This is a genomic window from Pedobacter gandavensis (assembly GCF_032677645.1).
Lineage (GTDB): Bacteria > Bacteroidota > Bacteroidia > Sphingobacteriales > Sphingobacteriaceae > Pedobacter > Pedobacter gandavensis_A.
In genome coordinates this window covers 126,764-152,195 of the sequence record NZ_JAVTSB010000015.1, presented here as the reverse complement: position 1 = coordinate 152,195, position 25,432 = coordinate 126,764, and the positions used below count along the sequence as shown (strand labels likewise).

Genomic DNA, 25,432 nt, shown 5'->3' with positions numbered 1-25,432 from the left:
GTTAATATTTTCTTACAATTGTATCAGGACTGCTCCGGGAATATGGGTTGTCCTGATCCTAAACAAACCAAATATTGTTATGAAAATTAAATGCCAGGCAGGCTTTTTTCTCGCGGTGTTACTGTTGGCCACCTCATCGGTGTTTGCCCAGTTAAACATCGTTCCACTCCCTCAAAAGATGGTTGAAGGTGGAAGTTCTTTTCTGATTAAACCACAAACAAAAATTTCTTACGCTAAGGGGCTGAAACAACAGGCAGAATTGCTGGTTGCGGCATTGTCGCCAGCTACAGGATACGATTTCGTTTTAGTGGAGTCCGATCGTCCGGTAAGTGGCATTGCTTTAAGCACCGGAGATGCCGGTTCTGCCAATAAAGAAAGCTATAAATTAAACGTTAATAAAGACCTGATCAGCATTAAAGGAAAGACGAGTGCAGGCGTATTTTACGGCATACAAACTTTACTTCAGATGTTGCCTCCTGAAGTATACAGCAAGGAACGTCAGAAAGGTTTGAAATGGGAGATCAAAGGTGTGGCTATTACTGATGCCCCATTGTACCCATGGAGAGGAATGATGTTGGATGTTGCCCGTTATTTCTTTTCAAAAGAGTATGTATTGAGGTTCATTGATATGATGGCCATGTACAAAATGAATGCGCTGCATTTTCACCTGACCGATGATTCTGGCTGGAGAATAGAAATAAAGAAATACCCAAAGCTGACTTCTGTTGGTGGTTTCAGCGGTGTTGGACCAGATAGAAAAGGTGGATATTATACACAGGAAGACCTGAAAGATATAGTAGCTTATGCTACTGCAAGAAATGTAGACATCATTGCCGAGCTGGAATTACCTGCGCATGCACAGGCAGCGGTGGTTGCTTATCCTTATTTATGTTGCACCGGCGACCAGTATGAGGTTCCGACACAACATTCGATCAGTAAAGAAATTTTATGTGCCGGTAAGGAAAGTACTTATGAGTTTATCGACGACATCATTAAAGAGATAGTAGCAATCTTTCCTTCAAAATACCTGCATATTGGTGGGGATGAAGCGGTTTATACCCGTTGGAAAGCTTGTCCGGCTTGTCAAAAGAAAAAAACTGAGCTAGGTTTGAAAACAGAAGAGCAATTGCGCCTTCATTTTAACCGCCGCGTTCAGAAAATAGCAGGTAAATATGGAAAAACGATTGTGGGATGGGATGAGATCATCGAAGATGGTTTAGAAGATAAAGCCGTTGGAATGATCTGGCATGAGCCTAAAAAGGCATTTAAAGCTTCGGAAGCAGGACACTATTCAGTGATGTCATTGACGGGATATTTATACTTCGATGTCGCAGAAAGCGCGATTCCCGGAGAAATTAAAGCTGCCGGCTGGTTGCCTCCAATCTCTTTAGAGAAAGTTTATAAGTTGAATCCGATGCTGGAAGGTCTGGATGAAAAATATCGTCCCCAGATCTTAGGTGCATCTGCAACCATGTGGTCAGATCAGTTTATTCATGGCACAATTCTTCAGGAAATTCCGATACTGAATGAAAATCGTTCGGAGAAGTATCTGGAGTACCTGGCTTTCCCAAGGATGTCTGCTTTGGCAGAGGTTTTATGGACACCGCTTGCCAGACAAAACTGGAATAGTTTTGAAAACAGAATGCGCAGTCAGTATACCCGTTATGATGCCGCTGGAATCGGTTACCGCATGCCGCTGCCTAAATTGATCAGCAATGAAAAAGCTGCAAATGGGTATGTGGTTAAACTGGAAAATGTAGTAGATGGAGCGGAGATTCGTTTTACGACGGATGGTACGCCTCCAAACGTCTATTCTCCGGTTTATACCGAGCCAGTAAGGGTAAAGGAATTGAGCGATTTTTACGCGGTTACCGTGTTGAACAGAAGTCAGTTCTCCTTGCCTTTTTACTTCCCTGGTAAAGCGGATAAGTTTAAGAAATACGGTGATCTGGTTGCAGAATGGAACCCTCAGAATGTGCAGGGGAAAGATTTTGGAATATTAGAAATGAAAAGCTCCGGAAAAATCAATGGCAATGGGTCGTATGCACTTCACTTCTGGTACACAAGCGGAGATTCCCGTCTCGATATCCAATCGGTAGAAGTGTTTAAAAATGGCGTTAAGGTTGCTGAAGATACACATGATGGTTTTAGCGGTAGCGATGCCAGCAATAACAAGTATAGTTTCAAAATCGATAACTATGAAACCGGCGCGGTATTTACGATCAAAGCAAAGGTTCGTGGTGATGAGAATGACAGCACCAATGGTGTGGTCATGATCAAAAAGATTTAATATAGCGCGACGTTACCCGTTAACGTTGGGCATAAAAAATGCTGATTATAAATGAAAATGCCCGGGAGTTTAATTACACCGGGCATTTTTTATCAGCAGATTTTGCTTATAATTTCACCTGTCGGATGATGTTCTTTATATTCATTTCAATGATATCCGTCATGGTTTCACATTCCAGATAACGGGGGTCTGCAAAATGAACGGCCATGCTTTCTTTTAGTCTGTTGGTGTTTTCAATAGTTGTCAATTCATCTTCATTTGATACATCTCTTAAATCAGCGAGACGGTGGCGCTCTGAGCGCACCCGGTGTAGGATCGAAGATTTCTCTTCCTGCTGATATTGCAGGAAAGTTTTATCGGTAAGCTGTTCCGTACATAGTTTCACATAGGGGAAGTTTTCTTTGAAAAACTGCGGTTGGTATACCTTTAAATTTCCTTCATAAAACTGCTGGTCAAAATCTATGGCCCTGATTCTGAATTGTATATCGTCGAAGTCTGGTGTGATCTGCACCACAAAATTATAAGCCCTCATATCTCCCAATAGCGTCACTAAACAGCGCTCATTAAATTTCACGAACTCTTTAGCGATACGGGTCTGGTTATATTCAGGGTTCTGTAAATAGGTTTTTGCAAATACATCGCCAGGGATTCCGGCAATATGCTCTTCAATCAGGGTTTCCCGGTCTACGAGATAATTGACCTGGTTTGGCGAGAAGATTTCCTCCAGTTCCAGTCCGTAAATTCGGGACGCATCCGCCTTTTTAACATAGAAATAATCGTAAACATCATTTAATCGGTTCACAATCCGGATGCGGAAGGGATGGGTATTGCCAAAAGTGCAATACTCAATTTTATCAATGTATTTATGTTGTACAATGCGTAGGTTTCCTGATGCTTTTAAATTCGCATAAATGACTTTTAAGCCGTTGTGAAGGTTCTCTATGCGGTCGGAAGTATAAATCGGGCCTTCCCATAAAGAGTCCCGGCCGTATTTATCCATGATTGGATACGATTCATCGAACATCATCAGATCGCTGTAACTGATCGGAAGTTTAGATTCCCGCTGGTAGCTTCTCAGGTATTTTTGTAAGGCGGGGGAGACCGGGAAAATCGGTTTCTTCCTTGATATTTTTACGTCAGTGGGTTCCATGGATTCGTGTTTAGGCTTCAATCAGTAGTTCTTTAGGGTATTCCATTGCTATTAACGCTCAATTTAGTGTTTTCGGTCTTATTTTAAGAGTTTTATGTCTGATCCTTCCATTCCCGGAGATGCCTGGTCCATACTTTTGTATTGTTAATCAACACCAGGAAAGATGTCATTAAGAAAATATATCATCGTAAAAGGAAGTCCTATTTTATTTCCATCCGATCTGATCCATGCGGAAGTAGCAGGTAAAGACAATGAGGTGGAAAGTGCAGGTTTTTTTGCAATTGTGAAAGATAAAAATGGTAAACGGGTGATTTGTATTGGAGAAAGCAGCTCCTTATCCATTGCCAGTAAGCCGGAAAGAGATCAAAAGCTCATTGCACATTACCTGGGAATTGACAATTAATACTCAGGATAACAACTAAATAATTAACCATAAACACAACAAAATGAACAACAAATTTTTAGCCGTACTCTTAGTGATCGCAACTGCATTTATTGCCTGTAAAAAAGATAAAGTACAAGAAGAGGAAAATACAGTTCTGCCAACCGGAAAATACAGGTTGATTGAAATGATGCAATCCGATGTGGAGGGTAAAGATTCTGTCAGTATAAAATACCCATTGAGCAGTTTAAGTCTGGTATTTGATCAGAAAGAAAAGACAGCTCAGGTGTACGGAATACCTGAAACATTGCCGATGAGAGCAAGTTATAAAGTGGGCGCTAATGGCGGGTTGGCAGAGGCGAAAGTTTCCACCGCGAAGAGTGTTCCCGGAGAAAACGACCTTACTGTGGCTGATTTACTGGCCAGTGGTAATAAGTATGAATCAAAGGGAGGTAGTGTAGTTGTACATACGAAAAACAGGGGTTACCTGGTGTTCAGTATGCAAAAGTAAGGGATGACTTTTGGCAATCTACAACAGACAGCAGCTGCTAATTACAGACTGCTGTTCTGTTTTATTAAAATTTCTCCGGGTAATACATCGAAGGCGTTTTTATAAACCTTCGCAAAGTAGTTCGGACTGCTATAGTTCAATTCGTAAGCCACCTCCTGCACATTGTTAAAATTGCCACTTTGTAAAAGCTGTTGTGCCAGTAACAATTTCTCATTCAGGAAAAACTGATTGGGACTATCTTTTAGTATCTTTTTGAAAAGACCTTTATACTTTGAAACCGACATCTCCGCCAGATCTGCCATCTTTAGCAGGCCGGGGAATTCCGACTGTAAATTCGCCAGCAAGTATTCGGAAGTTAGAAATATGCGCTCTATATCCTGGGGAGAGAGTTTATTGATGATGGGTTCGAACCTACTGGCCCGCTCAACGAGGTAAGCCAAAAGGTATAATGCGGTACTTTTCAGCTTCAATTCAAATGATGGACTACTGAAATCATTTTCCTTCAACTGGCTCAGTAATATTTTGCTTCTGCTATCAATATGACTATAAAAGAAAAGTGTGTTTTTGGATTCATCGAAAAGCAGGTTGTTCGTTTCCAGATCACGGGTGGTTGCTGCCAGGGCTTTCATATGGCCTTTTTCTATGAATAACCGGAGGCTGTAAGAGCGCTGTCCTACTGGAGGCATGATGATTCCTTTCATACTACAATCCATAAATCCCATCCCTAGTTTAGCATGGTAGCCGGCTTTATGAATGGTATTTCCAATGATATGGGTAGTGATTTCATCGCCAATGTCAAAATAAACCATGTAATAATTATGGTCTGTAGGGACTCTGGTAATGGCTACGGGAACTTTAAATGTCATGTCGAGCAGCAACACCGACAATCCCGGGGTAACTTCCAGAAATATGGAGCCTCCATCCGCAATGTTTTCCGGCATCGTTAAAATCTTGTTGTCTTTTAGCGTTGCACCGATACCGCTGACGATTTGCTGCTGCCATTCCGGGCCAAGGGTATAATGATAACAAAATTCTATCCTTTCCTGGTTCATACTTATAATTGGCTGAGGTATTCTTTGGGTGGAACACCGTAAGTGTGTTTAAATTGTTCGATCAGGTGGCTGGAATCAAAGAAACCGAATTGATCAGCGATCTCTGCAATGGTAAAATCTCCGGTTTCCAGCATTTCCTTTGCACAAGATAGCTTGTTGCTCAGGAAAAATGCATTCGGACTAATGCCACTGATCTTTTTGAAAAGTTTTTTGTATTTGGTCTCCGACATATTGGCCTCGGTTGCCAATGCCTGTATTCCGGGGAAGGTGCTTTCAATATGGGAAACTAAGTAAGCCTGTGAGCTGAGAATATTTCCGACATCTTCGGGGAGCACCTGCCCGATGATGATTTCCTGGCTGATCAGCTGATCCAGATAATCGGCGATCAGTCCATAAACGGTGGCGGTGATAAAAATGTCGTACAATGGCCCTGAGGGAGGTGATTTCCGGAGTTCGTTCATCAGCCACCAGGCATGGTTGCTCATTCTATCGAAACGTACAATGGTATTGAGTTCCGGATTGAAAATAGATTCTACAATTTGCTGGTGTTGCGGGATGCCGGATAAGTATTGTTTTAAAGCAGTTTTCTTAATGAAAATGGCGATCATATAGGTTGATGAGCCTTCTTTTACCTGGAAATCTCCGTTTAAATCCGCGTCAAATATCCCCAGATTGTATCCCCAACGCCCGGCAGATCTGCTGACATTATTTAAGATGTGAATGGAATCACCTTCGCTGAGGTTAAAATATAGCCCGACAAAGTCGCTGCGGGTATTTCTGAGTTTGTAGATGACGTCCTGGCGGTTGGTGACATCAATGATAAAAGCAGTCAAATGATCATTAATCGGGAGCACATAACGGTTGCCTGGTTGCAGTTCATCCGCAATACGGATGTAGTTTCCGTCTACATAGCCGCCGATTTGTTCAGCAAGACCTGCTACCCAATCCAATTCAACACCATATTGGTGGACTACTTCCTTCATTTAAGATTCTCTTTAAGTTATTGCACAACCAGATTAACCTTGATTCAAAGATAGTTTTTTTATACCGCTGATCTCTTTAAATTTCAGTACAATAATGCTTAAAATGGTCTGTATAGGAGGATTACATTTTTCTTTCATAAAAATAATACGTAATTTTCTACCTTATTAATTAGCGACAGATTCTCCCATCTTATTATCTCATGAAAAAACCAGTACGTTACCGGTCGTCATTGTTAGTCCGTTTTAAAAAATGGCTAAGGTCTATTGTTTTGCGCTGGAAAAAGAGGGAGGATGCCTCAGGTAATCTGGAGAATTTCCCGATCATGAATGTTAAAGAAGTTGCACTGGTGAGGGCGGAAATTGCTACCGGAATTCTTTTGGATGAGGCTTGTAATTATGCCGTATATCCGCATCAAAAGGTGTATACTGTTTTTGAAAACATAGATAAAGGGCTGAAATATGCCAGACAAATTATCGAGGAAAAAAGAAACATCGAATGTGTACTTTATGGGATAGATCAACGGGTATTACATTGCGTTAACTGTGATAATTTCGAGAGTTATTGAGGTTTATAGTGAAATATTCTTTTTATATCCGAAATTGGCAGCATAGATCCCTCTGGTCTGATATTTTTAATGGGCAAGAAAATTATTCAGTTTATATTTTTCGGGAATTACTTTGTGGGTATCCTGGCAGTAGCATTAACGCTGGAAGCCACGGAACAACTTAAATTGCCCTTTAATTCCATTAACTATTACCTGTTATTGTTTTTGGCCCCAACGATATACTATACCTACGCCTATCATAAAATGTCTGCGGAACCGGCGCCAAACAATCCCCGGAGTCTCTGGTATTTTCAGCATCAGCATTTTATCAAATGGAGTCAGGCAATTTTGTTTGTGGTCTGTGTTGGGCTTGCCGCCAGTCTGCTTTATCAGAATTACCGGAATATTCTGAACCTTCCGCTGAACTATTGGATAGCAATTGGGGTGATCGTTTTTGCCGGTGCTTTTTATTATGGCTTGCTGCCAAAGTCCTTCCGGCAATTAAATCTGCGGAATACAGGATGGTTAAAGGCTTTCGTCATCGGCTTTGTATGGGCTTGTTGCGCCAATGTGATGCCCTTAATTATGCTTAAAATTGAAACCGGTGTTGGCTATCATGATCCTTTACTCTGGACCTGGTTGTTCATTAAAAACTGGATGTTTTGCACGGTAAATGCTATTATTTTCGATATCAAAGATTATCCTACAGATTCGAACAGGCATTTGAAAACTTTTGTAGTGCGCTTTGGCTTAAGAAAAACCATCTTTTATATTCTGATCCCCTTGTTGATCGTAGGAATTATTGCTTTATTCATTTTTGTGCGTTACAAAGGCTTCGGACCGGGGCCATTCCTGCTCAATTTATTGCCTTTTCTGTTGACCATTTATATTGCCTATACCATGAGGCGCAGAAAAAATATCTTATATTATCTGATGGTGATTGATGGATTGATATTGTTTAAAGCGATTTGTGGAATCATCGCCATGCAATTTATGCCTTTGACCTAATGTTCTATTCTACTGATTCTCCAGGCTTATGATGAATAATTATGATAAAATAGCGCGTTATTATGATCGCCTGAGTCGCCTGGTTTTCTTTAAATCGCAGGTAAATGCACAGGTTCATCAGTTAGGTCATCTTCCGGAAAAGGGAAGGGTGCTAATTGTTGGGGGAGGTACAGGCTGGATTCTGGAAGAAATTGCTAAAGTTCATCCCCGGGGTTTACACCTGGTTTATGTGGAGATTTCAGCGAAGATGATGGACTTGTCAAAAGAGAAGATGGCAGGTTCTCCTGATGGAAATACCATTGATTTCCTGAACCTTGGAATAGAAGATTTTACTGCTGAGGTGCCTTTTGATGTAATCTGTACACCGTTTTTGTTCGATAATTTTGCAGAGGAAAGAGCGGTAATGGTATTTCATCATTTAGATGCCATGCTTAAAAATGGGGGACTTTGGTTTCATACGGATTTCAATTCTGCAGCTGGAACCGGGGAAGCCGGGACAAGTACCGAAAATGGAAATGGAGGTGGAGCCTGGTGGAAAGCTGTTTTCTTAACCTTGATGTATCAGTTTTTTAAATTGATGGGCAATGTTGAAGCTTCGAAATTGATCAATATGAGGCCTTATTTTACCAAAGCAGCTTATAAGCTGCTGGAAGAAAAATATTATTACCGCAGCTTTATCCAGGGCTCGGTTCTTCAAAAAACAAAGGATTAATTCCCGGGATTGTTTTCTGCATTTAATTGGTTTCGTTTTCGGTAATAATGGCCTGTTTTGTTCTGGAATCCGTAAATTGGGGCAACCAAATGATAACCAAAAACAAACAAAATGATGAAAAAATTACTGTTGACGACATTCGTCGTCATGATTTTCCTATCCGGAAGTTTCGCGCAAACCAATTCCCTAACTAAACCCCATTCCCAAAAGAATCTTGGTGACCCGGCTAACCGTGCAGATTGGTTCAAACAAGCCAAGTTCGGGATGTTCGTCCATTGGGGGCTGTACAGTATTTTAGCTGGGGAGTATAAAGGACATCGCCTTCCGGATACCACCTTTAAATACGGAAATAGCTGGTATGCGGAATGGATTCAGCAAAGATTAGAGATTCCTTCAAAGGAATATCAGGGACTGGCTACTCAGTTTAACCCCATCCATTTCGATGCAAATCAGTGGATTCTGGAGGCTAAAAACGCGGGTATGAAATATTTTGTGATCACCGCTAAACATCATGATGGTTTTGCATTATGGGATAGCAAGGTCTCTACTTTTGATATTGCTAACAGTCCACTGAAAGGGAGAGATATCCTTGGAGAGCTGGCGAAAGCCTGTAAAAAGTACGGATTGAAATTTGGGTTTTACTATTCTCACTGGCAGGACTGGGAGCATCCGGGTGGAGACTGGCCGGAATGGAGTAAGGTGAAAAGAACTGATGCTCAGTTTGAAAAGTATTGGAAAGAAAAATCATTGCCACAGGTACAGGAGTTGATTCAGCGATATGATCCTGATTTATTATGGTTTGATACCTGGGATGAGCCCAATAAAATTACGGAACACAGAAGAGATGAGTTGATTGCCTTAGTTAGGAAATACAGTCCTAAATGTTTAATAAACGGCCGTATTCGTTATCAGGGGCCTGGCGATGACATCGACTTTTTAGAAATGCATGATAACCAGTATCCGGAAAAGATTTTGGAACGTCCATGGCAAACCCCTGCTACTATGGTTCATTCCTGGGGCTGGCATGCCACCGATTATAGCTGGAAACCGGCTACAGAAATGCTGGGATATCTGGTCAGCAACACGGCTAAGGGTGGCAATTATTTGTTAAATGTAGGACCTAAGCCTGATGGAAGTTTGCCGGTAGCCGCAATTCACCGCCTTAGAGAAATGGGAGGCTGGCTGGTTGCCAATGGTGCCTCAGTATATGACACTAAACCTTTGAAAGGTATTTCTGCACCTGCAGGAGTCGTATTTACAGAATCTAACAAGAAAAATGGCGAACGCGAAGTATTTGTCAGCATCGTTAAACCCTTAACTGCCGGAGAATTAATCTTGCCATTTAGTCCTTCAGATGTGCTCAGTTGTAGTATTCTGGAAACGGGACAGCCTGTTGATTTTACAGGAGTAGCGGATGATACCTTGAAAGTCAAACTCAATAAAAATCAGGTGTCTATGGCAGACGGAATTCCTGTCATCAGACTCCGCTTAAAAAATGAAGAAGATAAATAGGAAATTAAATATAATTGTATATTTATCCTTATAACTTTTAGCTATTAGTCATAAATTGTTATGAAAAACTCTACAAATGATCCGTTCGATTTAGACAATTGTATCAGAGGCTTAAGTATATTGATGTCCTCTGTTCATTCAGATTTTTATGAATTTGTATATTACCTCACCTTTAAAAAGGAATTCAGGGAATATTACAGCGAATTTAATAACCCCTGGGAATCTCCAATTGAAGATGGTGTCTTTTTTGAAGATGTAACGGACCCATGTGTTCAAAATTGTTTAAAAGCTTTTACGATTATTGGCCAGGCAAGGGCAGAACTGGATAGCTGGTTTGGCTTCAGTTATGGAGAGGATGAAGAGCTAAGAATGGCTACTTATGAAATCGAAGGACTGCGTTTTAAGCCCTTTCAAGTGTTTTTTAAACGCAGTAAAAGCTACAAAAAACTTAAATTAAGCTACGAACGTTCCCTTGCGGAATTTATCCATAGCATGTTTTTATATTCCTGTGCGTTAACCGCGCAGAGCAATAAAATCCCTTTGCTGTTAAAAAGACAGTTCAAGCTGACTAATGATGATGCCTATAGATTGCTCAATCATGATGATCATCAGGTTGTTTTGCTGATCGGCTTAATGAAAGGCTTGAAAAAGCTGCTTAACGAGCTCCGCCTGGAGATTTATACTCCGGTAATGCCGGTTAGAAAACCGCAGAGCAGGTCTAAGGTGGACTCCAAAAACACAGATAACTCTAAAAAATAAGTATCCTGAATCAAATACGGCACGGCTCATCCCATGCCGTATTTGATTCCTACCCTTTTATTTTATAGAATGCTTAAAAACAATTGCGGACTACATTCGTTATACTACAAAATTATGAACAAATTTTCTGTTGTTTGCACAGGTAATTAATTTTATAGCCTAAAGCAATAATTTCTGATAGATTTTAATTTCTTAGTGTTTTTACGCTACTGTTATGTTTTCTTTTTTAAGAAAGGAAATCAACCCCTGGAAGTAGGTATTTGAATAAGTGATAAAGATAAAATGAAAAACATTAAGGCTCCCCCTTCAGATATCACCTATGAGAAGCAATTGAAGGCTTATCAGAAAAGAATTTCCAATATATTGGAAAGCTTTACGGATGCTTTTTTTGAAGTGGACAGCCATTGGACCGTTACTTACTGGAACAAGCAGGCGGAACAGATGTTGATGATGCCAAGAAAAGATATCATCGGTAAAAACCTTTGGGAAGTTTATGCTGAGGCCATCCCGCTAAAATTTTACACCGAGTACCATCGCGCTATCGCAGAAAATACATCAGTACGTTTCCAGGAATATTTTGAACCTAAGAAAGTATGGGTGGAAGTTGCAGCTTTTCCATCCGGGGAAGGACTGTCTGTTTATTTTAAAGACATTACCGCACATAAACAGGCCACCGAACAACTGGAAAAGGAAAAACAACGTTACATCGATTTATTCAATTTGAGTCCCATTCCCCAATGGGTATACAATCAAAAGACACTCGTTTTTCTGGATGTAAATGAAGCTGCGATAAAGTTTTATGGTTATACCCGTGCGCAGTTTTTAAAGATGACGATTAAGGATGTCAGGCCTTTAGAAGATCGGGAGGTATTGCAGGAAGTAGTGATTAAAACACTCCATTTAGGCGATATTAATCAGTCGATCACCCGTCATTGTAAAAAGAACGGGGATTTGGTTTATGTTTCGGTAGAAAGCAATGCGGTTTGGTTTGAAGATATTGCGGCTTGCCTGGTACTGGTGATCGACCGTACGAAGCAAATTATGGCAGAATATGCCTTGTTTAGTAGTGAGCAAAGGTTTAAAGCAATGGTTCAAAATGGATCAGACTTCATCGCCATTGTGGATACGGAAGGAATGTATAAATATCTGAGTCCGGCCGCTATGACCATTCTGGGCATTGATCCGGAGGAGTTATTAGGTAAAAAAATCTTCGATTCCATTCATCCTGAGGATCGGGAAGAGCTGCAACGCGAGTTTCACAAGATAAAAAAGCATGCGGCTATTCCTCCGTTTCGGTTTAAAAATAAGCAGGGGGCTTACCGTTGGATGGAAACAATTCTGACCAATATGATGGATGATCCCGCAGTTCGGGGAATGGTTTGGAATTCAAGAGATATTACGGAAGATTTAGAGAACAAAAGAAAAATTTCTGAGAGTATTGGAAGGTATAATATCGTGTCTAAAGCAACGAGTGATGTGATCTGGGACTGGAATATGGACACCGGAAGTATCCTTTGGAATAAAGGAATTAAGGAGGTTTTTGGCTACGCTAATATCCACACCAGTCAGCATTGGTTGCTGGAAAGGATTCATCCGGAAGATGTGAAGCTGGTATTGGCCGAATTTGAATTGCTGGCAACCAATAAAAAAAACAGGTTAAAACTGGAATATCGGTTTCGCTGCGCGGATGGTACTTATAAATCGGTGTTAGACCGGTCCTTTATTGTTTTTGATACTACAGGGCAACCCATACGTATGATTGGTTCGATGCAGGATATTACGGAAAGGATCAACCATCTTAAAGCTATAGAATCACAAAACAGGCAGTTGAGAGAAATTGCCTGGATACAATCGCATGAAATCCGCGCCCCTTTATCTCGTGTAATGGGCCTTGTAGCGCTTTTAGAAGCGTATTCTTCTGATCCTGTTTTAAAAGATTATATCACACATTTAAAGTCTTCTTCTGAGGAGTTGGATGAGGTAATCAGGGCAATTATGAAGAATGCCTATCCTCATACTGTAGCTGGAGGCAGAAAATAACATTTCTTATCTTTCAAAAAAACACTTCTTATCCTACATCAACGTGGAAGTATACTGGCTAAGGTATCTTTGTATACAATAATTAATTAATCAATGGGTTTTTGGTAACCAGCAATTGATTGTTGTCTAAAAAAGGAGAAATATAATGAAAAAGGTAATTGAAAAAATCGTGACAAATTCTGGCAGACCACACATGGTTGGTGATGGGTTTAGGGTATTTAATTATATCCCGGGAGCAGGTATCCCTCAGGAAAGAATCAGCCCGTTTTTACTCCTGGACTTTAATCCTGAGTATGATTTTGGTCCTTCAAATCATGTTAGAGGGGTGGGTGTCCATCCACATAAAGGTTTTGAAACCGTAACTATTGCTTATAAAGGTACAGTTGCGCATCATGACAGTACCGGTAGTCATGGGGTGATCAATTCTGGTGATGTGCAATGGATGACGGCCGGTAATGGTATTTTACATAAAGAGTATCATGAAGAGGCTTTCTCTAAAAAAGGCGGTCCCTTTGAAATGGTACAGTTATGGGTAAATCTGCCTAAAAAAGATAAATCAGTAGCACCTCATTATCAGGAGTTAACTGCTGCGGGTATGGGGAAACTGGAATTGCCGGATGGCGCAGGGGTAGTGAATGTAATTGCCGGTAATTTTAACGGAATTGCAGGTCCTGCACAAACTTATAGTCCGGTAAATCTGTTTGATATTAAATTGAATGAAGGTGGAACAGTAAGCACTTCGGTTTCTGCTACGCACAATACTGCTTTATTGGTGGTGAATGGTAGTGTAGAGGTAAATGGAGAAGCTGTAGGAGAACATAATTTTGTATTATTTGCCAACGAAGGAGAAGAGATTCATTTGAAAGCAAATCAAGATGCGGTGATCTTATTGATGAGCGGTGAACCTTTGAATGAGCCGATTGTAAGTTATGGTCCGTTTGTAATGAATACAGATGAAGAAATCAGTCAGGCAATAGTAGATTTTAATATGGGTAAATTTGGTGTATTGGCTGATTAATTAAAATATATAAAGCTATGAATGAGGAATATGTGAGTATCCCCCTGGTGAAGAACCCGGAAGAAAACCGTTTTGAACTTAAAGTAGGGGAGTATACTGCGTTCATCGAATATAAAGAACGCGGTAAGAAGATCTGGTTGATTCATACCGAGTCGCCGGAAGAACTACAAGGTAAAGGTGCAGCTACGGCGGTGATCGAAAAAACCTTGTCTTATATAGAAGATAATGGATATAAGTTGATTCCGCTATGTCCGCTGGTTGCCGCTTATTTGAAACGTCATCCGGACTGGAACAGGGTGTTAGATTGAGCTATTCTTATGTCATTGTTTAAATCCCGGCCATCAAATGGCCGGGATTTTCTTTTTATCTCCTTAACCAATCTTCTTTACTAATCTCAAACCAGTCGCATTTTATCCCTTCATGGTCAAAATGACCGGTGATTTTTAAGCCTGATTTTTGTAAAACATGGCGGGAACCTGCATTTTCTCCATGTGCCATGGCATAAACGGTTTCCAGATCCATTTCTTCGAACGCATATTTCAAGGAAGCTTTCGCGGATGCTGTCGCATAACCTTTGCCCCAATGTTCTTGCAAAAACCGGTAACCTACTTCATAAAAGTGGTTGCGGTTATTGATGGGGGTAGTGATGAATTTGAGACCTCCCCAACCTACAAAAGTGTTTGTTTGCTTGTCAACAACCGCCCATCTGCCAATACCATTTTCTTCATATTGTTGTCTGATGAAACGAATATTGTCTTCTGACTCGCTGATGCTTTTAAGAGGTTTATTGCCCAGGTACTTATGGACTTCCGGATCAGAATCCATTTTGAACATTAAGGGGGCATCTGCCAGGGTAAGTTCTCTTAAAATAATACGATCTGTTTCTGCAAAAATTTTCATATCGGTATAAAATAAATGTCCAGTGCTGTAAATGAGCTCCTGAATGATTGCAAAATTGCTCAATACTTTAGGATTTTAAAAGTTTTACGGTTTTTAAAAAATAAATGACAGGAATATAGTTTAAAGACTAAAATATTCTTATTATTGAGTTTAGCATATCATGAAATCAAAAAAGATAACTACGGAACGTCTTTATTTACTGCCCTTTACAGTTCAGATTGCAAAGGATGTCATGGCGGGGGATTTTACTTCCTTATCGACCTTAGGTTTGAAGTTGGGCAAAGGTTGGCCAGACGAGGATTTGATGGAATGTTTACCAAGGATTATTGAAAATCTGAATCTGGTAGCAGCGCCATCGGGTTTTGAGTCCTGGATGATCATTGATAAAGCCAGTAAATCGCTGGTTGGGGATGTCGGTTTTAAAGGTCGCCCCGCTGCGGAAGGAGTTGTAGATCTTGGCTATGCGATTATCGAGTCAGAAAGAGGCAAAGGCTATGCTGCTGAAGCTGCCAGAGGGCTGATCAAATGGGCGTTTAAACAGCCTGAAGTGAAGATGATTACTGCCAAATGCGCGCATGTGAACGAGGGTTCTACAAAAACACTAAGCAACCTTGGGTTTTATCAGAAGTTTATCAAAGAAGAGATGGTCCATTGGTTTTTATTGAGGGAACCTAATAAAAAGGTAGACTTGTAAAAAACGGGATAGAGATCCGGGAACGATCAGCTACCCCGCCGAGAATAGAAAATTATATAGTTTTAGGGGAATATACTTTAATCTGCCCGTCGCCCTCACTGCTAACCAGTAACAGACTCCTTTTTGTCGGACTGTTTTTTGCGGTAATGAAAAGCACACCTTCCGGGGCATCTCCTGTCTTTAGCAATTGAAGAAATACAGGCTTTGAAGGATTGCTGACGTCATAAATTGCCAGGGCATCTGATCTTTCTAATCCGATGAAAGCTAATTTTTTAGCGCCAACACTGCCAATCGTAATGCCTTCCGGTTCTACACCTTTATCGTCACTTCTGTTGTCGTCATAAAACCCTGCATTAATATTTTTTGCATCCAGTTCATTTTTACTGTCGTACACCTGTGCGCCGCTATTGCCATTCCAAACGCTGAAAGAGCGCGCGCCAAAAGAATACAATTCATCATAATCGCCATCTCCGTCAGTATCACCTAGCGTAGTGGTTATATTTAACCGGCCTAACTGCTCATCTTTTTTCAGTAAGCTGGCGGTAGGGAAGGCTGTAGGATCTAAAATGATGGATTTGTCTTTGATTCTTTGCAGCTCAGAAAAGCCGGTGTATTCTCTGGCATCGCCTTCATTGGCGGTAAATAAATAAGGCGTTCCAGCAGATTCCAGTACGGCAATGGCATCAGGAAGGTACATACCTTTCAGTTTCCACTTCCCTAAAAGCATGACATTGTCTTTGTCGCTGGGGTCAATTTCGTTGCCATCCAGGTTATAATCTTTAAAACCTAAAGGGAAAATATCGGTCACTGTTTTGCTGTCAATATTGATTTTTGCGATCGCATTGTTTTCTTGTAGGGTAACCCAGGCTGTTTTTGAATCCTCAGAAATGGTAATGTATTCCGGCTCAATGTCTTTCAGGAAATCTTTTCCCGGACCAAAAACACGGAATCCTTTAGTCATTAATGCTGCTTTCTGACTGGCAAAAGCAGCGAAATCGAGGGTGCTTACCGCGTAGTTATTGGCCACCGAAATGATGGAAACTGTACCTATAGGATCAACGGTATAGGCGTCATTAGGTTCTCCTTCATTTGCGGATAAGATGTATTTGCCATCGGGCGAAAACGTCACCATATCCGGTAAAGCACCTACAGTAACGACTTTAATCTCGCTATAGTCGCTCGTTTTGAAAACTACAACCTTACCATTTGCCTGTTTATCTGTTGATTCTATGGCTGCGGCAAGTTTGCCATCATGTACACTGAGGCTATTCACAAAGCCCCCATAATTGGCAAGGGGAATGTTGCCAATGCTTTTCATGGCGGCAGGATTTTTAAAGTCGATTACCTCAATTCTGTTGTTTCCTTCCGTATTATTCACTACAAATAAGCGGTTGCTCAAAGGGTCAAAAGCAGTGATTTCTGCGGCTCCGGCTCCTCCAACAGCATAGCTGCCGATCTCGGCAAAGGTCCCGGCATCTTCATTGAGTTCAACCTCTGATATTTCAATAATTGGTGTTTCAGCTTTTTTACAGCCTATAAAGGCAATTAATAAGAAACTAAATAGTAGATTTTTATTCATATCTATGGTTTGTCGGTTCTGGATTGCCTCAAAAGTATGCTCCGGATATAAGCTGTCTTTAAGTTTAAGGTTATCATATTGTTAACCAGGTTAAGTGTTTTTACTCTGTATTTGCGTAGAATTTTTAAAACTTAATATCAACGTTTTACGTTATCACCATAATTTAAAAGCATATTTCTACGTTTAATGATAATAATCCTGACTAAATTTTGGTAAATATGAACAATGCGCTTGCTACAGATTCCAGCGATTGTTTCTACACCCGTGGGGATTTTCAGAATTTTTTCAAAGTATCCCCGCAGTCGGTGGTTTTCAAAGCGAACTCCCCGGATTTTACCATTTTAGCGGTAAGCGATCAATTTGTGGACATTTCCTTAAAATCAAGGGAAGAGCTATTGGGAGAAAGCCTGTTGGATGTCCTTCCTGGTAAAAAAGATGATTATGGTAGAGAACTGGCGCTTCGTGCATTGGAAGACGTGATCCGGACAAAGAAAAAAGTAGAGCTTCCGATTTATATATATGACATCTATTCCAGTGAAACTGGTAAGATGGAGCCTTTATACTGGTCAAATTCTTATCAGCCAGTGCTGGATGATAATGGTAAGGTTGCTTATATCATCAACACCACCACTAATGTGACGGCACAGGTGATGTTGAAAGAAATGGCGACGACCTCTGAGGAAAACATGCTGGAACAAACGCAGCGTTTACATAAAATGTTTCTGAAAGCGCCGATTGGAATGGCACTTTACTCCAAGGACAATTTTATTATTGAATATGCCAATGAAGCCATATGTAAGATGTGGGGGAAAGGCGGACCTTTAGAAGTATTGGGGCAATCTATCTTTGATTTACTGCCTTCTATGCTTGATTTTGGCTATCGCGAGATTTTTGAGCAGGTCATTTCCACTGGACAGGCCTATCAGGGAAGGGAATCTCCGGTTAAATACGAACGTGATGGGGTACTGGAAACTTTCTATTTCGACCTGAATCTGGAGCCTGTATTTGGCAAAGGTCAGGAGGTTACCGGATTGCTTTCTGTAGTCAATAATGTGACGGGAAGAGTCTTTGCAAGGAAAAAGATTGAAAATACCGAAGAGCGGCTTCGTCTGGCTTCCGAAGCAACAGGTATTGCCAGTTGGGACCTGGATCTGCAAACGATGGAGCTCATTTATTCTCCTGGCCTGGCAGATTTATTCGGCTTTCCAGGTAAGGCCGATTTGAGTCATAGCGAACTTCGTGCGGTTATTCATTTGGAAGATACCTCTGTTGTAGAACAGGCTTTTCAAACCGCACTGATCTCCGGAAAATATAATTATCAGGCCAGAATAAACAGACCTGATGGGGTGGTTTACTGGGTTAGCGTTACCGGAAAGGTGATTTTTAACCATAACGGCACGCCAGTCCGGATGCTGGGAACAGTAATGGACATCACGGAAAGTAAACAGGAGGAATTGCAGAAAAACGATTTTATTGCCATCGCCAGTCATGAGCTAAAGACACCGTTAACTTCTTTAAAAGCATATGCTCAACTATTGAAATCCAGTAAAGCAGCTACAGATCCGGGTTTCATTAAGAATGTAGGCGCCAGGATTGAAGGGCAGATTAATAAAATGACTAAGCTGGTCTATAGCTTCCTCGACTTGTCGAAAATTGAAACGAATAAGACGGAACTTAGAAAAGAACTGATCGATGTAAATGAATTGATTAAAGAGGTGATAAACGATTACGTATTTCAGGAAAAGAACCATCCAATTCTGTTTGATGCAGGAGAATTACCCCTGGTTTTTGCTGATAAACATAAGATTACGCAGGTGATTGATAATCTGGTGAGTAATGCCATTAAGTACTCCCCTCAGGGAGGAAAAATATTGGTTTCTGCGAAGCTGGAAAATGGAGAAGTATTGGTCTCTGTAACGGATCATGGCATTGGTATCGATAACAATCACCTTAGTAAAATATTTGACAGATACTATAGAATTGACGATTTACAGGTCAAAAATGCCTCGGGTTTTGGCATCGGATTATACCTATGTGCCGATATCGTGGAACGCCATCATGGGAAAATCGGTCTTGAAAGTGAGCCTGGCAAAGGAAGTAGGTTCTTTTTCACATTGCCAGTTGATGCTCCCTCAAAAATCCAAAAGGAATAGGTTAGGCAAGTACAAAAACCGTCATGTTTTTTGGACCATGGGCACCGAGTACCAAGGATTGCTCTATATCAGCGGTCTTTGAAGGACCGGCGATAAAAGCGCCAAAACCATAAACGGAATCTGCAATTTGCTGATAAGCTTCCTGCATATTGGATAAAATATCTTTTTTATGAACCACTACAACCAACTGCTGACAAATGAAAGGGATCACCCGTTGTCCCATTAAGGACTCAGTTACCCAGAGTGCTGCATTTTCTGCGACGCCAAAATGGGCCTTTATAATCGCTACATCTACGTTTTCATAGCTGTGCGGGTTCTGCTCTTCCCAACCTTTTTCAGAGATTGCTTTCAATTCAGGAATCGTAGAAATGATTCTTGGTAGACTGGAAAATTGTGTGTTGATCAATCCGATCATTTCTTCATAGTCTTTCACCGGATGCATCATCCCGCCAATTCCTTCGAGTACTTTGCCGAACATTTCCACAGGATCAGGATACTGAACCAGGGCGGTTAAATCTGCGGGTAAAACGGTTAAAGCCGGTTGGTTTTCTTTAACACGTGCAAGGATCTGGGCTCTGCTACTCATTGTTGTTCTTTTTATACCATTCACGGAATGACTGTTGGGGTGGCGCCGGCATATCGCGTTGTTTATACCAGGCATTTAACTTGTTGTTGACTAAAAAAGGCGCGTTTTTCATCACCCAGCGACCTGCTTTTCCGGCAGTTCTATATAAGGAAGGGTTAGACAGGGTGAGTTCCATGGTTTTCATGGCAATCGCTTTTTTAGGATCTGCATAGCCTTCTTTTACAATGACTTGTCGCCATTTGTAAAGCTGCTCATGGATGTTGATTTTCACCGGACATACATTGGTGCAGGAGCCACATAGAGTGGAGGCGAAAGGTAGATCTGCATATTGCTTCATGTCCAGATTGGGCGCTAAAATTGCTCCAATAGGGCCGGCAATGGCGGTGTGGTAACTGTGTCCACCGCTTCGGCGATAAACCGGACAGGTGTTCATACAGGCTCCGCAACGGATACATTTTAGAGAGTTTCGGAAATCTGCTCTTCCCAGCTGTTGCGTCCGGCCGTTATCTACCAGAATCAGGTGCATTTCCTGTCCTGGTCTGGGGGTACGAAAATGGCTGGAATAGGTGGTAATCGGTTGTCCGGTGGCACTTCGGGCTAAAAGCCTTAAAAATACACCCAGGTTTGCGCGTTTTGGAATGATCTTTTCAATGCCCATACAGGCAATATGAACCTCTGAAAGGTGTGCGCCCATATCGGCATTACCTTCATTGGTACAGACTACAAATTCGCCGGTTTCCGCAATGGCGAAATTGACGCCGGTAATCGCTGCTCTTCTGGTCAGGAATTTCTCACGAAGGTGTACCCTGGCCGCTGCAGTCAGTAATTGCGGATCTGAAGCGCCTTTTGGAGTACCCAGATGTTCATGGAACAACTCCCCGATTTCTTCTTTTTTCTTATGGATACAAGGCAATACAATATGACTTGGCGGTTCTTCAGCCAGCTGGACGATGCGCTCGCCAAGGTCAGTATCGATGACTTCAATTCCGTTTTGGTGTAAATATTCGTTCAGATGGCATTCTTCAGTCAGCATAGACTTACTTTTTACCATTCTGGTGATTTCTTTTGCTTGTAAGATGGAATGGACGATCCTGTTGTGTTCTGCGGCATCGGCAGCCCAATGTACGGTAACGCCATTCTTTTGCGCATTGCTTTCAAACTCCGACAGATAATCGTGGAGATTGGACAATACATTGTCTTTAATCTGAGAGGCATTTTCGCGGAGCGCTTCCCATTCTTCCAATGTATTTGCGGCTTTATCACGCTTTGCACGTACAAACCATAGGGTTTCATCATGCCAGTCAACCCGGGCTTCGTCCTGATTGAAAATGTCAGATAATGCTGCGTGGTCCTTTATTCCTGTACTCATTTTCTTAAATTTCTGCGTTTAAATCTTTTAGGTTAAACCTCTTCTGCGTTTAGAATCTCTGCAATGTGCAGCACTTTTACCTGGCTATTCTGACGTTTTAAAATCCCTTCCATATGCATTAAACAAGACATGTCTCCTGCGGTAATGAATTGCGCACCATTGTTGAGGTGGTCTGCAACACGGTCTTTACCCATTTTTACAGATACAGCCTCTTCTGCCACGCAAAAGGTTCCGCCAAATCCACAACATTCGTCCGGCCTGCTCAATGGGACCAGTTCCAGGTCTTTCACCATGTTTAACAGGTGTAAAGGTTTTGAAAATGGTGCAGCAACCAATTCTGTCATTTGAGAAGTCATCAATCCCCGCTGGCCGTGGCAACTTTGATGTACGCCTACTTTATGCGGGAATCGGGCTGTTAACTTTTCTACCTTTAAAATATCCGTCAGGAATTCTGTCAGTTCATAGACCTTTTTACGGACTGAAACTGCTTTTTCCGGCTGTCCATCACTATGCAAATGGTCTTTGATGTGTAACACACAACTTCCGGAAGGGGATACGATATAATCGAACTCCGCAAAATTATCAATGAAAAGTTCATTGCAACCGCCGGTCAGGTGTTCAAAACCTGAATTCGCCATGGGTTGCCCACAACAGGTTTGCTGTAGCGGATAACTTACTTTAACACCTAGTTTTTGAAGCAGCTTTAAGGTGGCAATTGCTGCATTTGGGTAGAACTGGTCAATGTAGCAAGGGATGAAAAGGCCAACGGTCATAAAGAATAGTTTAAGGTTTCGTGATACCGGGTACCACATCAGAATTCCTAAGAAAGCCGGAAGTTATCACTTTTGAAGTAATTTCAGGGCTTCGCGGCAATTCTGCTTAATATATTGCCAAAATAACGGAGGAGATGTGCATGCTGTAATTTTATGAAAACGTTTTCATTTTATAGAAGAAATGACTAGCTTGCCTCTTCTTAATTTACTGAAAATCCAGTTTTATAGATGAATAAGGATAAAAAACCGCAACAAAACACGATTCTTGATATCGCAGAGGCTTTGAAGCTTTCTCCGGCAACGATTTCAAGGGCGCTGAACAATCATCCTCATGTAAAGGAGAAAACAAAAAGCGATGTATTGAAAATGGCGGCGCAATTGGGCTACCGAAGGAACCAGATGGCCTCCGGATTAAGGAGCAATAAAACCCATACGGTTGGACTCATCGTTCCCCGTATTTCTATGTTTTTTCATGCAGAAGTGATCACCACCATTCAAAATGCCCTACATAAACATGGGTATAACCTGATCATTTGCCAGTCAAATGATGTGCTGAGTATGGAGGAAGAACTTGCCGATATTCTTTATGCTTCCAGAGTGGATGCTTTAATTGTGGCCTGTACCTTGCAAACCACGGATTTTAGTCATTTTGATAAACTGGTGAGTAGTGGAATTCCCGTGATTTTCTATGACCGTGTTCCATTGGATACTTATCCGGCAACCTTCATTAAAGGAGATGATTTTCGTGGCGGATATCTGGCCACTTGTCATTTGATTGAAACGGGTAGTCAAAAGATTGCCCATATCTCTGGAAAGTTGAGCTCTAACCTATATCAGGATCGTACCGCAGGATTTAGAAAGGCCATGGAACAACATCAGCTGCCGGTAAATGCCGACTGGGTTTTTCATCAGGAACTGACGCATGAAAATGCAAAAGATGCGATGGCGAAGATGTTTTCAGGTGCTGTGGTTCCCGATGCGTTGTTTTCTGCGAATGATGTGACGGCCATTGCCGCACTGGAATTTGCCAAAGAGAATGGGATTCAGGTGCCCCGTGATTTGAAGATTATCGGGTATTCAAATGATCCGAGAACCTCGATTATTACTCCGGCTTTATCTACTATAGAACAGTATCCAGCTAAGGTTGGGCAAAAAATTGTAGCCGTATTGATCGAGCAATTGAAAAGCGGGGAACGGGAAGTCGGGCAAAAACCTTATGTAATTCCGGTGGATCTGATCAGACGGATGTCTTCTTAAATAGAGTAATTATAAATTTTTAACTAAATATTAGATGATGCAGAAGCTTGTAGTTTTTTTAAGTTTTTTAATGATGAACGTTGCCGTTCTCAAAGCCCAGGATGCCCCGGCCGTAAAAGAGGGGATGAGCCAGTTAATCGATGATCAGTTTAAATTTGCTGAACAGCAATACAAAGTCCTGAGCAAAAACGTTCCGGCAGATGTAATGCCTCAAACGTATAATGCGGCTAAGAATAAAGTGCAAACCAGTGATACTAAATGGTGGTGTAGTGGATTTTATCCGGGCACTTTGTTTTATATCTATGAATACACAAAAGATCCGGAAATCCTGACAGAAGCAACCGCCAGACTGGGTATTCTGGAAAAAGAAAAACATTATACTGGTAACCATGACCTTGGTTTTATGATGTATTGCAGCTTTGGTAATGCTTACCGCATCACTAAAAATCCTGCTTACAAAACTACGATAGATACAGCTGCGGCTTCATTAACGACCAGGTATCGCCCTGCGGCAAAAGTAATTCAATCCTGGAATTCCAGTAAGAGATGGGGCGGACCAGTGATTATTGACAACATGATGAACCTGGAATTGTTGAGCTGGGTATCAGACCATGGCGGAGACAAAAAGTATAAAGAAGTGGCGGTTACTCATGCCAATACAACTTTAAAGAACCATTTCCGTCCGGATTTCAGCTCTTACCATGTGGTAGATTATGACATGAAAACTGGTGAAGTTGTGAAAAAACAAACTGCACAAGGCGCCGCAGATGAGTCGGCCTGGAGCAGAGGTCAAAGCTGGGGATTGTATGGCTATACCATGATGTACCGCTTTACCAAAGATAAACGCTACCTGGAGCAGGCTAGAAATATCGCAAAGTTTACTTTAAATCACCCGAATATGCCGGCAGACCTGGTTCCGTACTGGGATTTTAATGCGCCGGGTATTCCTGATACCTACCGTGATGCTTCTGCGGCCGCTGTAAATGCTTCCGCATTATTAGAACTTGGACAGTATGTTGGCAAAAAAGAACGTAAAACCTATGTAGATGCAGCAGAAAAGATGATCCGTTCTCTTTCCTCAACGGCATACCGCGCGAAATTAGGGGAGAATGGTGGTTTTCTTTTGATGCATAGTGTTGGCTCTATTCCGCATAAATCGGAAATCGATGTGCCTTTAACCTATGCCGATTATTACTTTTTAGAAGCCTTACATCGCTATAAAAACTGGTATTTATAAAAGCCAGGGAATTCTTATCAAGAACATTCAATTATTAAAATTATATAGATGAAAACATATTTTGACAGCAGGTTCGCATTGAGCCCAAATGAAGGAAAACAATTAGATACACAAGGATTGCGCGATAATTTCCTGATGGAAAAGCTTTTTGAAGCAGACGCTATTCATTTGACATTATCCCATTTCGACAGGTACATCGCCGGTGGCGTAATGCCTGTAAATGAAACCGTTCTTTTATCCAACCCTGAAAACCTGAAAGCCAAATACTTTCTGGAAAGAAGAGAATTGGGCATCATCAATGTAGGTGCTACGGGTACTGTGGTTGCCGATGGCGTAAGCTACGAATTGGAATATAAAGAAGCTTTATACCTTGGTAAAGGCACAAAAGAAGTGAGTTTCTCTTCTGCTGATGCAAATACACCAGCTAAATTTTACATCAATTCGGCACCTGCACACCATACTTATCCTTCCAGAAAAGTTTCTAAAGCGGAAGCGGAAGTGGTGGAATTAGGTTCAGCAGCAACAGCCAACCATAGGGTGATCAATAAGCTGATCGTGAACAGTGTATTGCCGACTTGTCAATTGCAAATGGGCATGACAGAATTGAAAAGTGGCAGTGTCTGGAATACCATGCCGGCACATACTCACGATCGCAGGATGGAAGTTTACTTCTATTTTGAAGTACCGGAAGGACAAAGTGTATGTCATTTTATGGGCCAACCTCAGGAAACCAGACATGTCTGGATGCAAAATGAGCAGGCCATCATTTCACCAAACTGGTCGGTACATTCTGGAGCAGGAACCAGCAATTATACTTTCATCTGGGGAATGGCGGGTGAAAACCTTGATTATGGCGATATGGACCACTGCGCGATCACAGAATTGAGATAAAAATGATAAACCAATAAGCCCAGGTTGTAGG

At 41.4% G+C, this 25,432-nt stretch carries 24 protein-coding genes; 16 read left to right on the top strand and 8 right to left on the bottom strand.

Going from position 1 to position 25,432, the window contains the following annotated elements; translation table 11 throughout:
• Positions 1-79 precede the first annotated feature (79 nt).
• Positions 80-2,290 carry a beta-N-acetylhexosaminidase gene (locus R2Q66_RS22570; protein WP_316753471.1) on the top strand — a complete coding sequence of 737 codons (2,211 nt, stop codon included), beginning with the start codon at positions 80-82 and terminating at the stop codon, positions 2,288-2,290.
• A 106-nt stretch (positions 2,291-2,396) separates the two neighbouring features.
• On the opposite strand, the gene R2Q66_RS22565 is transcribed toward R2Q66_RS22570, so the two are convergent.
• Complete coding sequence (locus R2Q66_RS22565) at positions 2,397-3,440, bottom strand: hypothetical protein (RefSeq protein ID WP_316753468.1); 1,044 nt, start codon at positions 3,438-3,440, stop codon at positions 2,397-2,399.
• A gap of 163 nt (positions 3,441-3,603) precedes the next feature.
• On the opposite strand from R2Q66_RS22565, the gene R2Q66_RS22560 reads away from it, so the two are divergent.
• Together R2Q66_RS22560 and R2Q66_RS22555 are read left to right on the top strand one after the other, a co-directional pair.
• Positions 3,604-3,843 (top strand): hypothetical protein, encoded by a 240-nt coding sequence (locus R2Q66_RS22560; protein WP_316753466.1) that lies wholly within the window; start codon positions 3,604-3,606, stop codon positions 3,841-3,843.
• Positions 3,844-3,886: 43 nt separating this feature from the next.
• Positions 3,887-4,333: a hypothetical protein gene (locus R2Q66_RS22555; RefSeq protein ID WP_316753464.1), complete on the top strand. Its 447-nt coding sequence runs from the start codon at positions 3,887-3,889 to the stop codon at positions 4,331-4,333.
• Between the two features lie 41 nt (positions 4,334-4,374).
• Here R2Q66_RS22555 and R2Q66_RS22550 read toward each other — a convergent pair whose 3' ends face one another.
• Complete coding sequence (locus R2Q66_RS22550; RefSeq protein ID WP_316753462.1) at positions 4,375-5,385, bottom strand: AraC family transcriptional regulator; 1,011 nt, start codon at positions 5,383-5,385, stop codon at positions 4,375-4,377.
• A gap of 2 nt (positions 5,386-5,387) precedes the next feature.
• Positions 5,388-6,368 (bottom strand): AraC family transcriptional regulator, encoded by a 981-nt coding sequence (locus tag R2Q66_RS22545; RefSeq protein WP_316753459.1) that lies wholly within the window; start codon positions 6,366-6,368, stop codon positions 5,388-5,390.
• Positions 6,369-6,568: 200 nt separating this feature from the next.
• Between R2Q66_RS22545 and R2Q66_RS22540 the strand changes: the two genes are divergently transcribed.
• The 8 genes from R2Q66_RS22540 to R2Q66_RS22505 all read left to right on the top strand — a co-directional run bounded on the left by R2Q66_RS22540 (position 6,569) and on the right by R2Q66_RS22505 (position 14,270).
• Positions 6,569-6,934 (top strand): hypothetical protein, encoded by a 366-nt coding sequence (locus R2Q66_RS22540; RefSeq protein ID WP_316753456.1) that lies wholly within the window; start codon positions 6,569-6,571, stop codon positions 6,932-6,934.
• Positions 6,935-7,003: 69 nt separating this feature from the next.
• Positions 7,004-7,921 (top strand): UbiA family prenyltransferase, encoded by a 918-nt coding sequence (locus tag R2Q66_RS22535; RefSeq protein WP_316753454.1) that lies wholly within the window; start codon positions 7,004-7,006, stop codon positions 7,919-7,921.
• 28 nt (positions 7,922-7,949) lie between these two features.
• Entirely contained in the window at positions 7,950-8,633 is a 684-nt protein-coding gene (locus R2Q66_RS22530; protein WP_316753452.1) for a class I SAM-dependent methyltransferase, read from the top strand.
• 111 nt (positions 8,634-8,744) lie between these two features.
• On the top strand, positions 8,745-10,145 hold the full coding sequence (locus R2Q66_RS22525; protein ID WP_316753450.1) for an alpha-L-fucosidase: 1,401 nt from the start codon (positions 8,745-8,747) through the stop codon (positions 10,143-10,145).
• 60 nt (positions 10,146-10,205) lie between these two features.
• Positions 10,206-10,904: a hypothetical protein gene (locus R2Q66_RS22520; RefSeq protein ID WP_316753448.1), complete on the top strand. Its 699-nt coding sequence runs from the start codon at positions 10,206-10,208 to the stop codon at positions 10,902-10,904.
• A gap of 282 nt (positions 10,905-11,186) precedes the next feature.
• Positions 11,187-12,944, top strand: a complete 1,758-nt coding sequence (locus tag R2Q66_RS22515) for a PAS domain S-box protein (protein WP_316753446.1) — start codon at positions 11,187-11,189, stop codon at positions 12,942-12,944.
• 145 nt (positions 12,945-13,089) lie between these two features.
• The gene (locus tag R2Q66_RS22510; protein ID WP_316753445.1) at positions 13,090-13,962 is read left to right on the top strand and encodes a pirin family protein; all 873 of its coding nucleotides are present in this window, start codon (positions 13,090-13,092) and stop codon (positions 13,960-13,962) included.
• Positions 13,963-13,979: 17 nt separating this feature from the next.
• A complete protein-coding gene (locus tag R2Q66_RS22505; RefSeq protein WP_316753443.1) occupies positions 13,980-14,270 on the top strand; it encodes a GNAT family N-acetyltransferase in 291 nt (96 codons plus the stop codon).
• A gap of 55 nt (positions 14,271-14,325) precedes the next feature.
• Here the strand turns inward: R2Q66_RS22505 and R2Q66_RS22500 are convergent, their stop codons facing one another.
• Positions 14,326-14,925, bottom strand: a complete 600-nt coding sequence (locus tag R2Q66_RS22500; RefSeq protein WP_316753442.1) for a GNAT family N-acetyltransferase — start codon at positions 14,923-14,925, stop codon at positions 14,326-14,328.
• Between the two features lie 97 nt (positions 14,926-15,022).
• On the opposite strand from R2Q66_RS22500, the gene R2Q66_RS22495 reads away from it, so the two are divergent.
• On the top strand, positions 15,023-15,556 hold the full coding sequence (locus tag R2Q66_RS22495; protein WP_316753441.1) for a GNAT family N-acetyltransferase: 534 nt from the start codon (positions 15,023-15,025) through the stop codon (positions 15,554-15,556).
• Positions 15,557-15,608: 52 nt separating this feature from the next.
• Here the strand turns inward: R2Q66_RS22495 and R2Q66_RS22490 are convergent, their stop codons facing one another.
• Complete coding sequence (locus R2Q66_RS22490) at positions 15,609-17,135, bottom strand: choice-of-anchor I family protein (protein WP_316753440.1); 1,527 nt, start codon at positions 17,133-17,135, stop codon at positions 15,609-15,611.
• A gap of 218 nt (positions 17,136-17,353) precedes the next feature.
• Here R2Q66_RS22490 and R2Q66_RS22485 point away from each other — a divergent pair, with 218 nt between their 5' ends.
• Positions 17,354-19,288, top strand: coding sequence for an ATP-binding protein (locus R2Q66_RS22485; protein ID WP_316753438.1), 1,935 nt, complete (start codon positions 17,354-17,356; stop codon positions 19,286-19,288).
• Position 19,289: 1 nt separating this feature from the next.
• On the opposite strand, the gene R2Q66_RS22480 is transcribed toward R2Q66_RS22485, so the two are convergent.
• Genes R2Q66_RS22480 through R2Q66_RS22470 form a run of 3 tightly spaced genes read right to left on the bottom strand, consistent with a single transcriptional unit; the run spans position 19,290 to position 22,016 of the window.
• Positions 19,290-19,874, bottom strand: a complete 585-nt coding sequence (locus R2Q66_RS22480) for a lactate utilization protein C (RefSeq protein ID WP_316753436.1) — start codon at positions 19,872-19,874, stop codon at positions 19,290-19,292.
• Positions 19,867-21,243 (bottom strand): LutB/LldF family L-lactate oxidation iron-sulfur protein, encoded by a 1,377-nt coding sequence (locus R2Q66_RS22475; RefSeq protein ID WP_316753434.1) that lies wholly within the window; start codon positions 21,241-21,243, stop codon positions 19,867-19,869. Before R2Q66_RS22475 ends, R2Q66_RS22480 begins: the two co-directional genes overlap by 8 nt.
• A gap of 32 nt (positions 21,244-21,275) precedes the next feature.
• Entirely contained in the window at positions 21,276-22,016 is a 741-nt protein-coding gene (locus R2Q66_RS22470; protein WP_316753432.1) for a (Fe-S)-binding protein, read from the bottom strand.
• 228 nt (positions 22,017-22,244) lie between these two features.
• Between R2Q66_RS22470 and R2Q66_RS22465 the strand changes: the two genes are divergently transcribed.
• The 3 genes from R2Q66_RS22465 to kduI all read left to right on the top strand — a co-directional run bounded on the left by R2Q66_RS22465 (position 22,245) and on the right by kduI (position 25,401).
• On the top strand, positions 22,245-23,273 hold the full coding sequence (locus R2Q66_RS22465; protein WP_316753430.1) for a LacI family DNA-binding transcriptional regulator: 1,029 nt from the start codon (positions 22,245-22,247) through the stop codon (positions 23,271-23,273).
• A 70-nt stretch (positions 23,274-23,343) separates the two neighbouring features.
• Entirely contained in the window at positions 23,344-24,510 is a 1,167-nt protein-coding gene (locus R2Q66_RS22460) for a glycoside hydrolase family 88 protein (RefSeq protein ID WP_316753429.1), read from the top strand.
• A gap of 48 nt (positions 24,511-24,558) precedes the next feature.
• A complete protein-coding gene (kduI, locus tag R2Q66_RS22455; RefSeq protein ID WP_316753428.1) occupies positions 24,559-25,401 on the top strand; it encodes a 5-dehydro-4-deoxy-D-glucuronate isomerase in 843 nt (280 codons plus the stop codon).
• Positions 25,402-25,432: the final 31 nt, after the last annotated feature.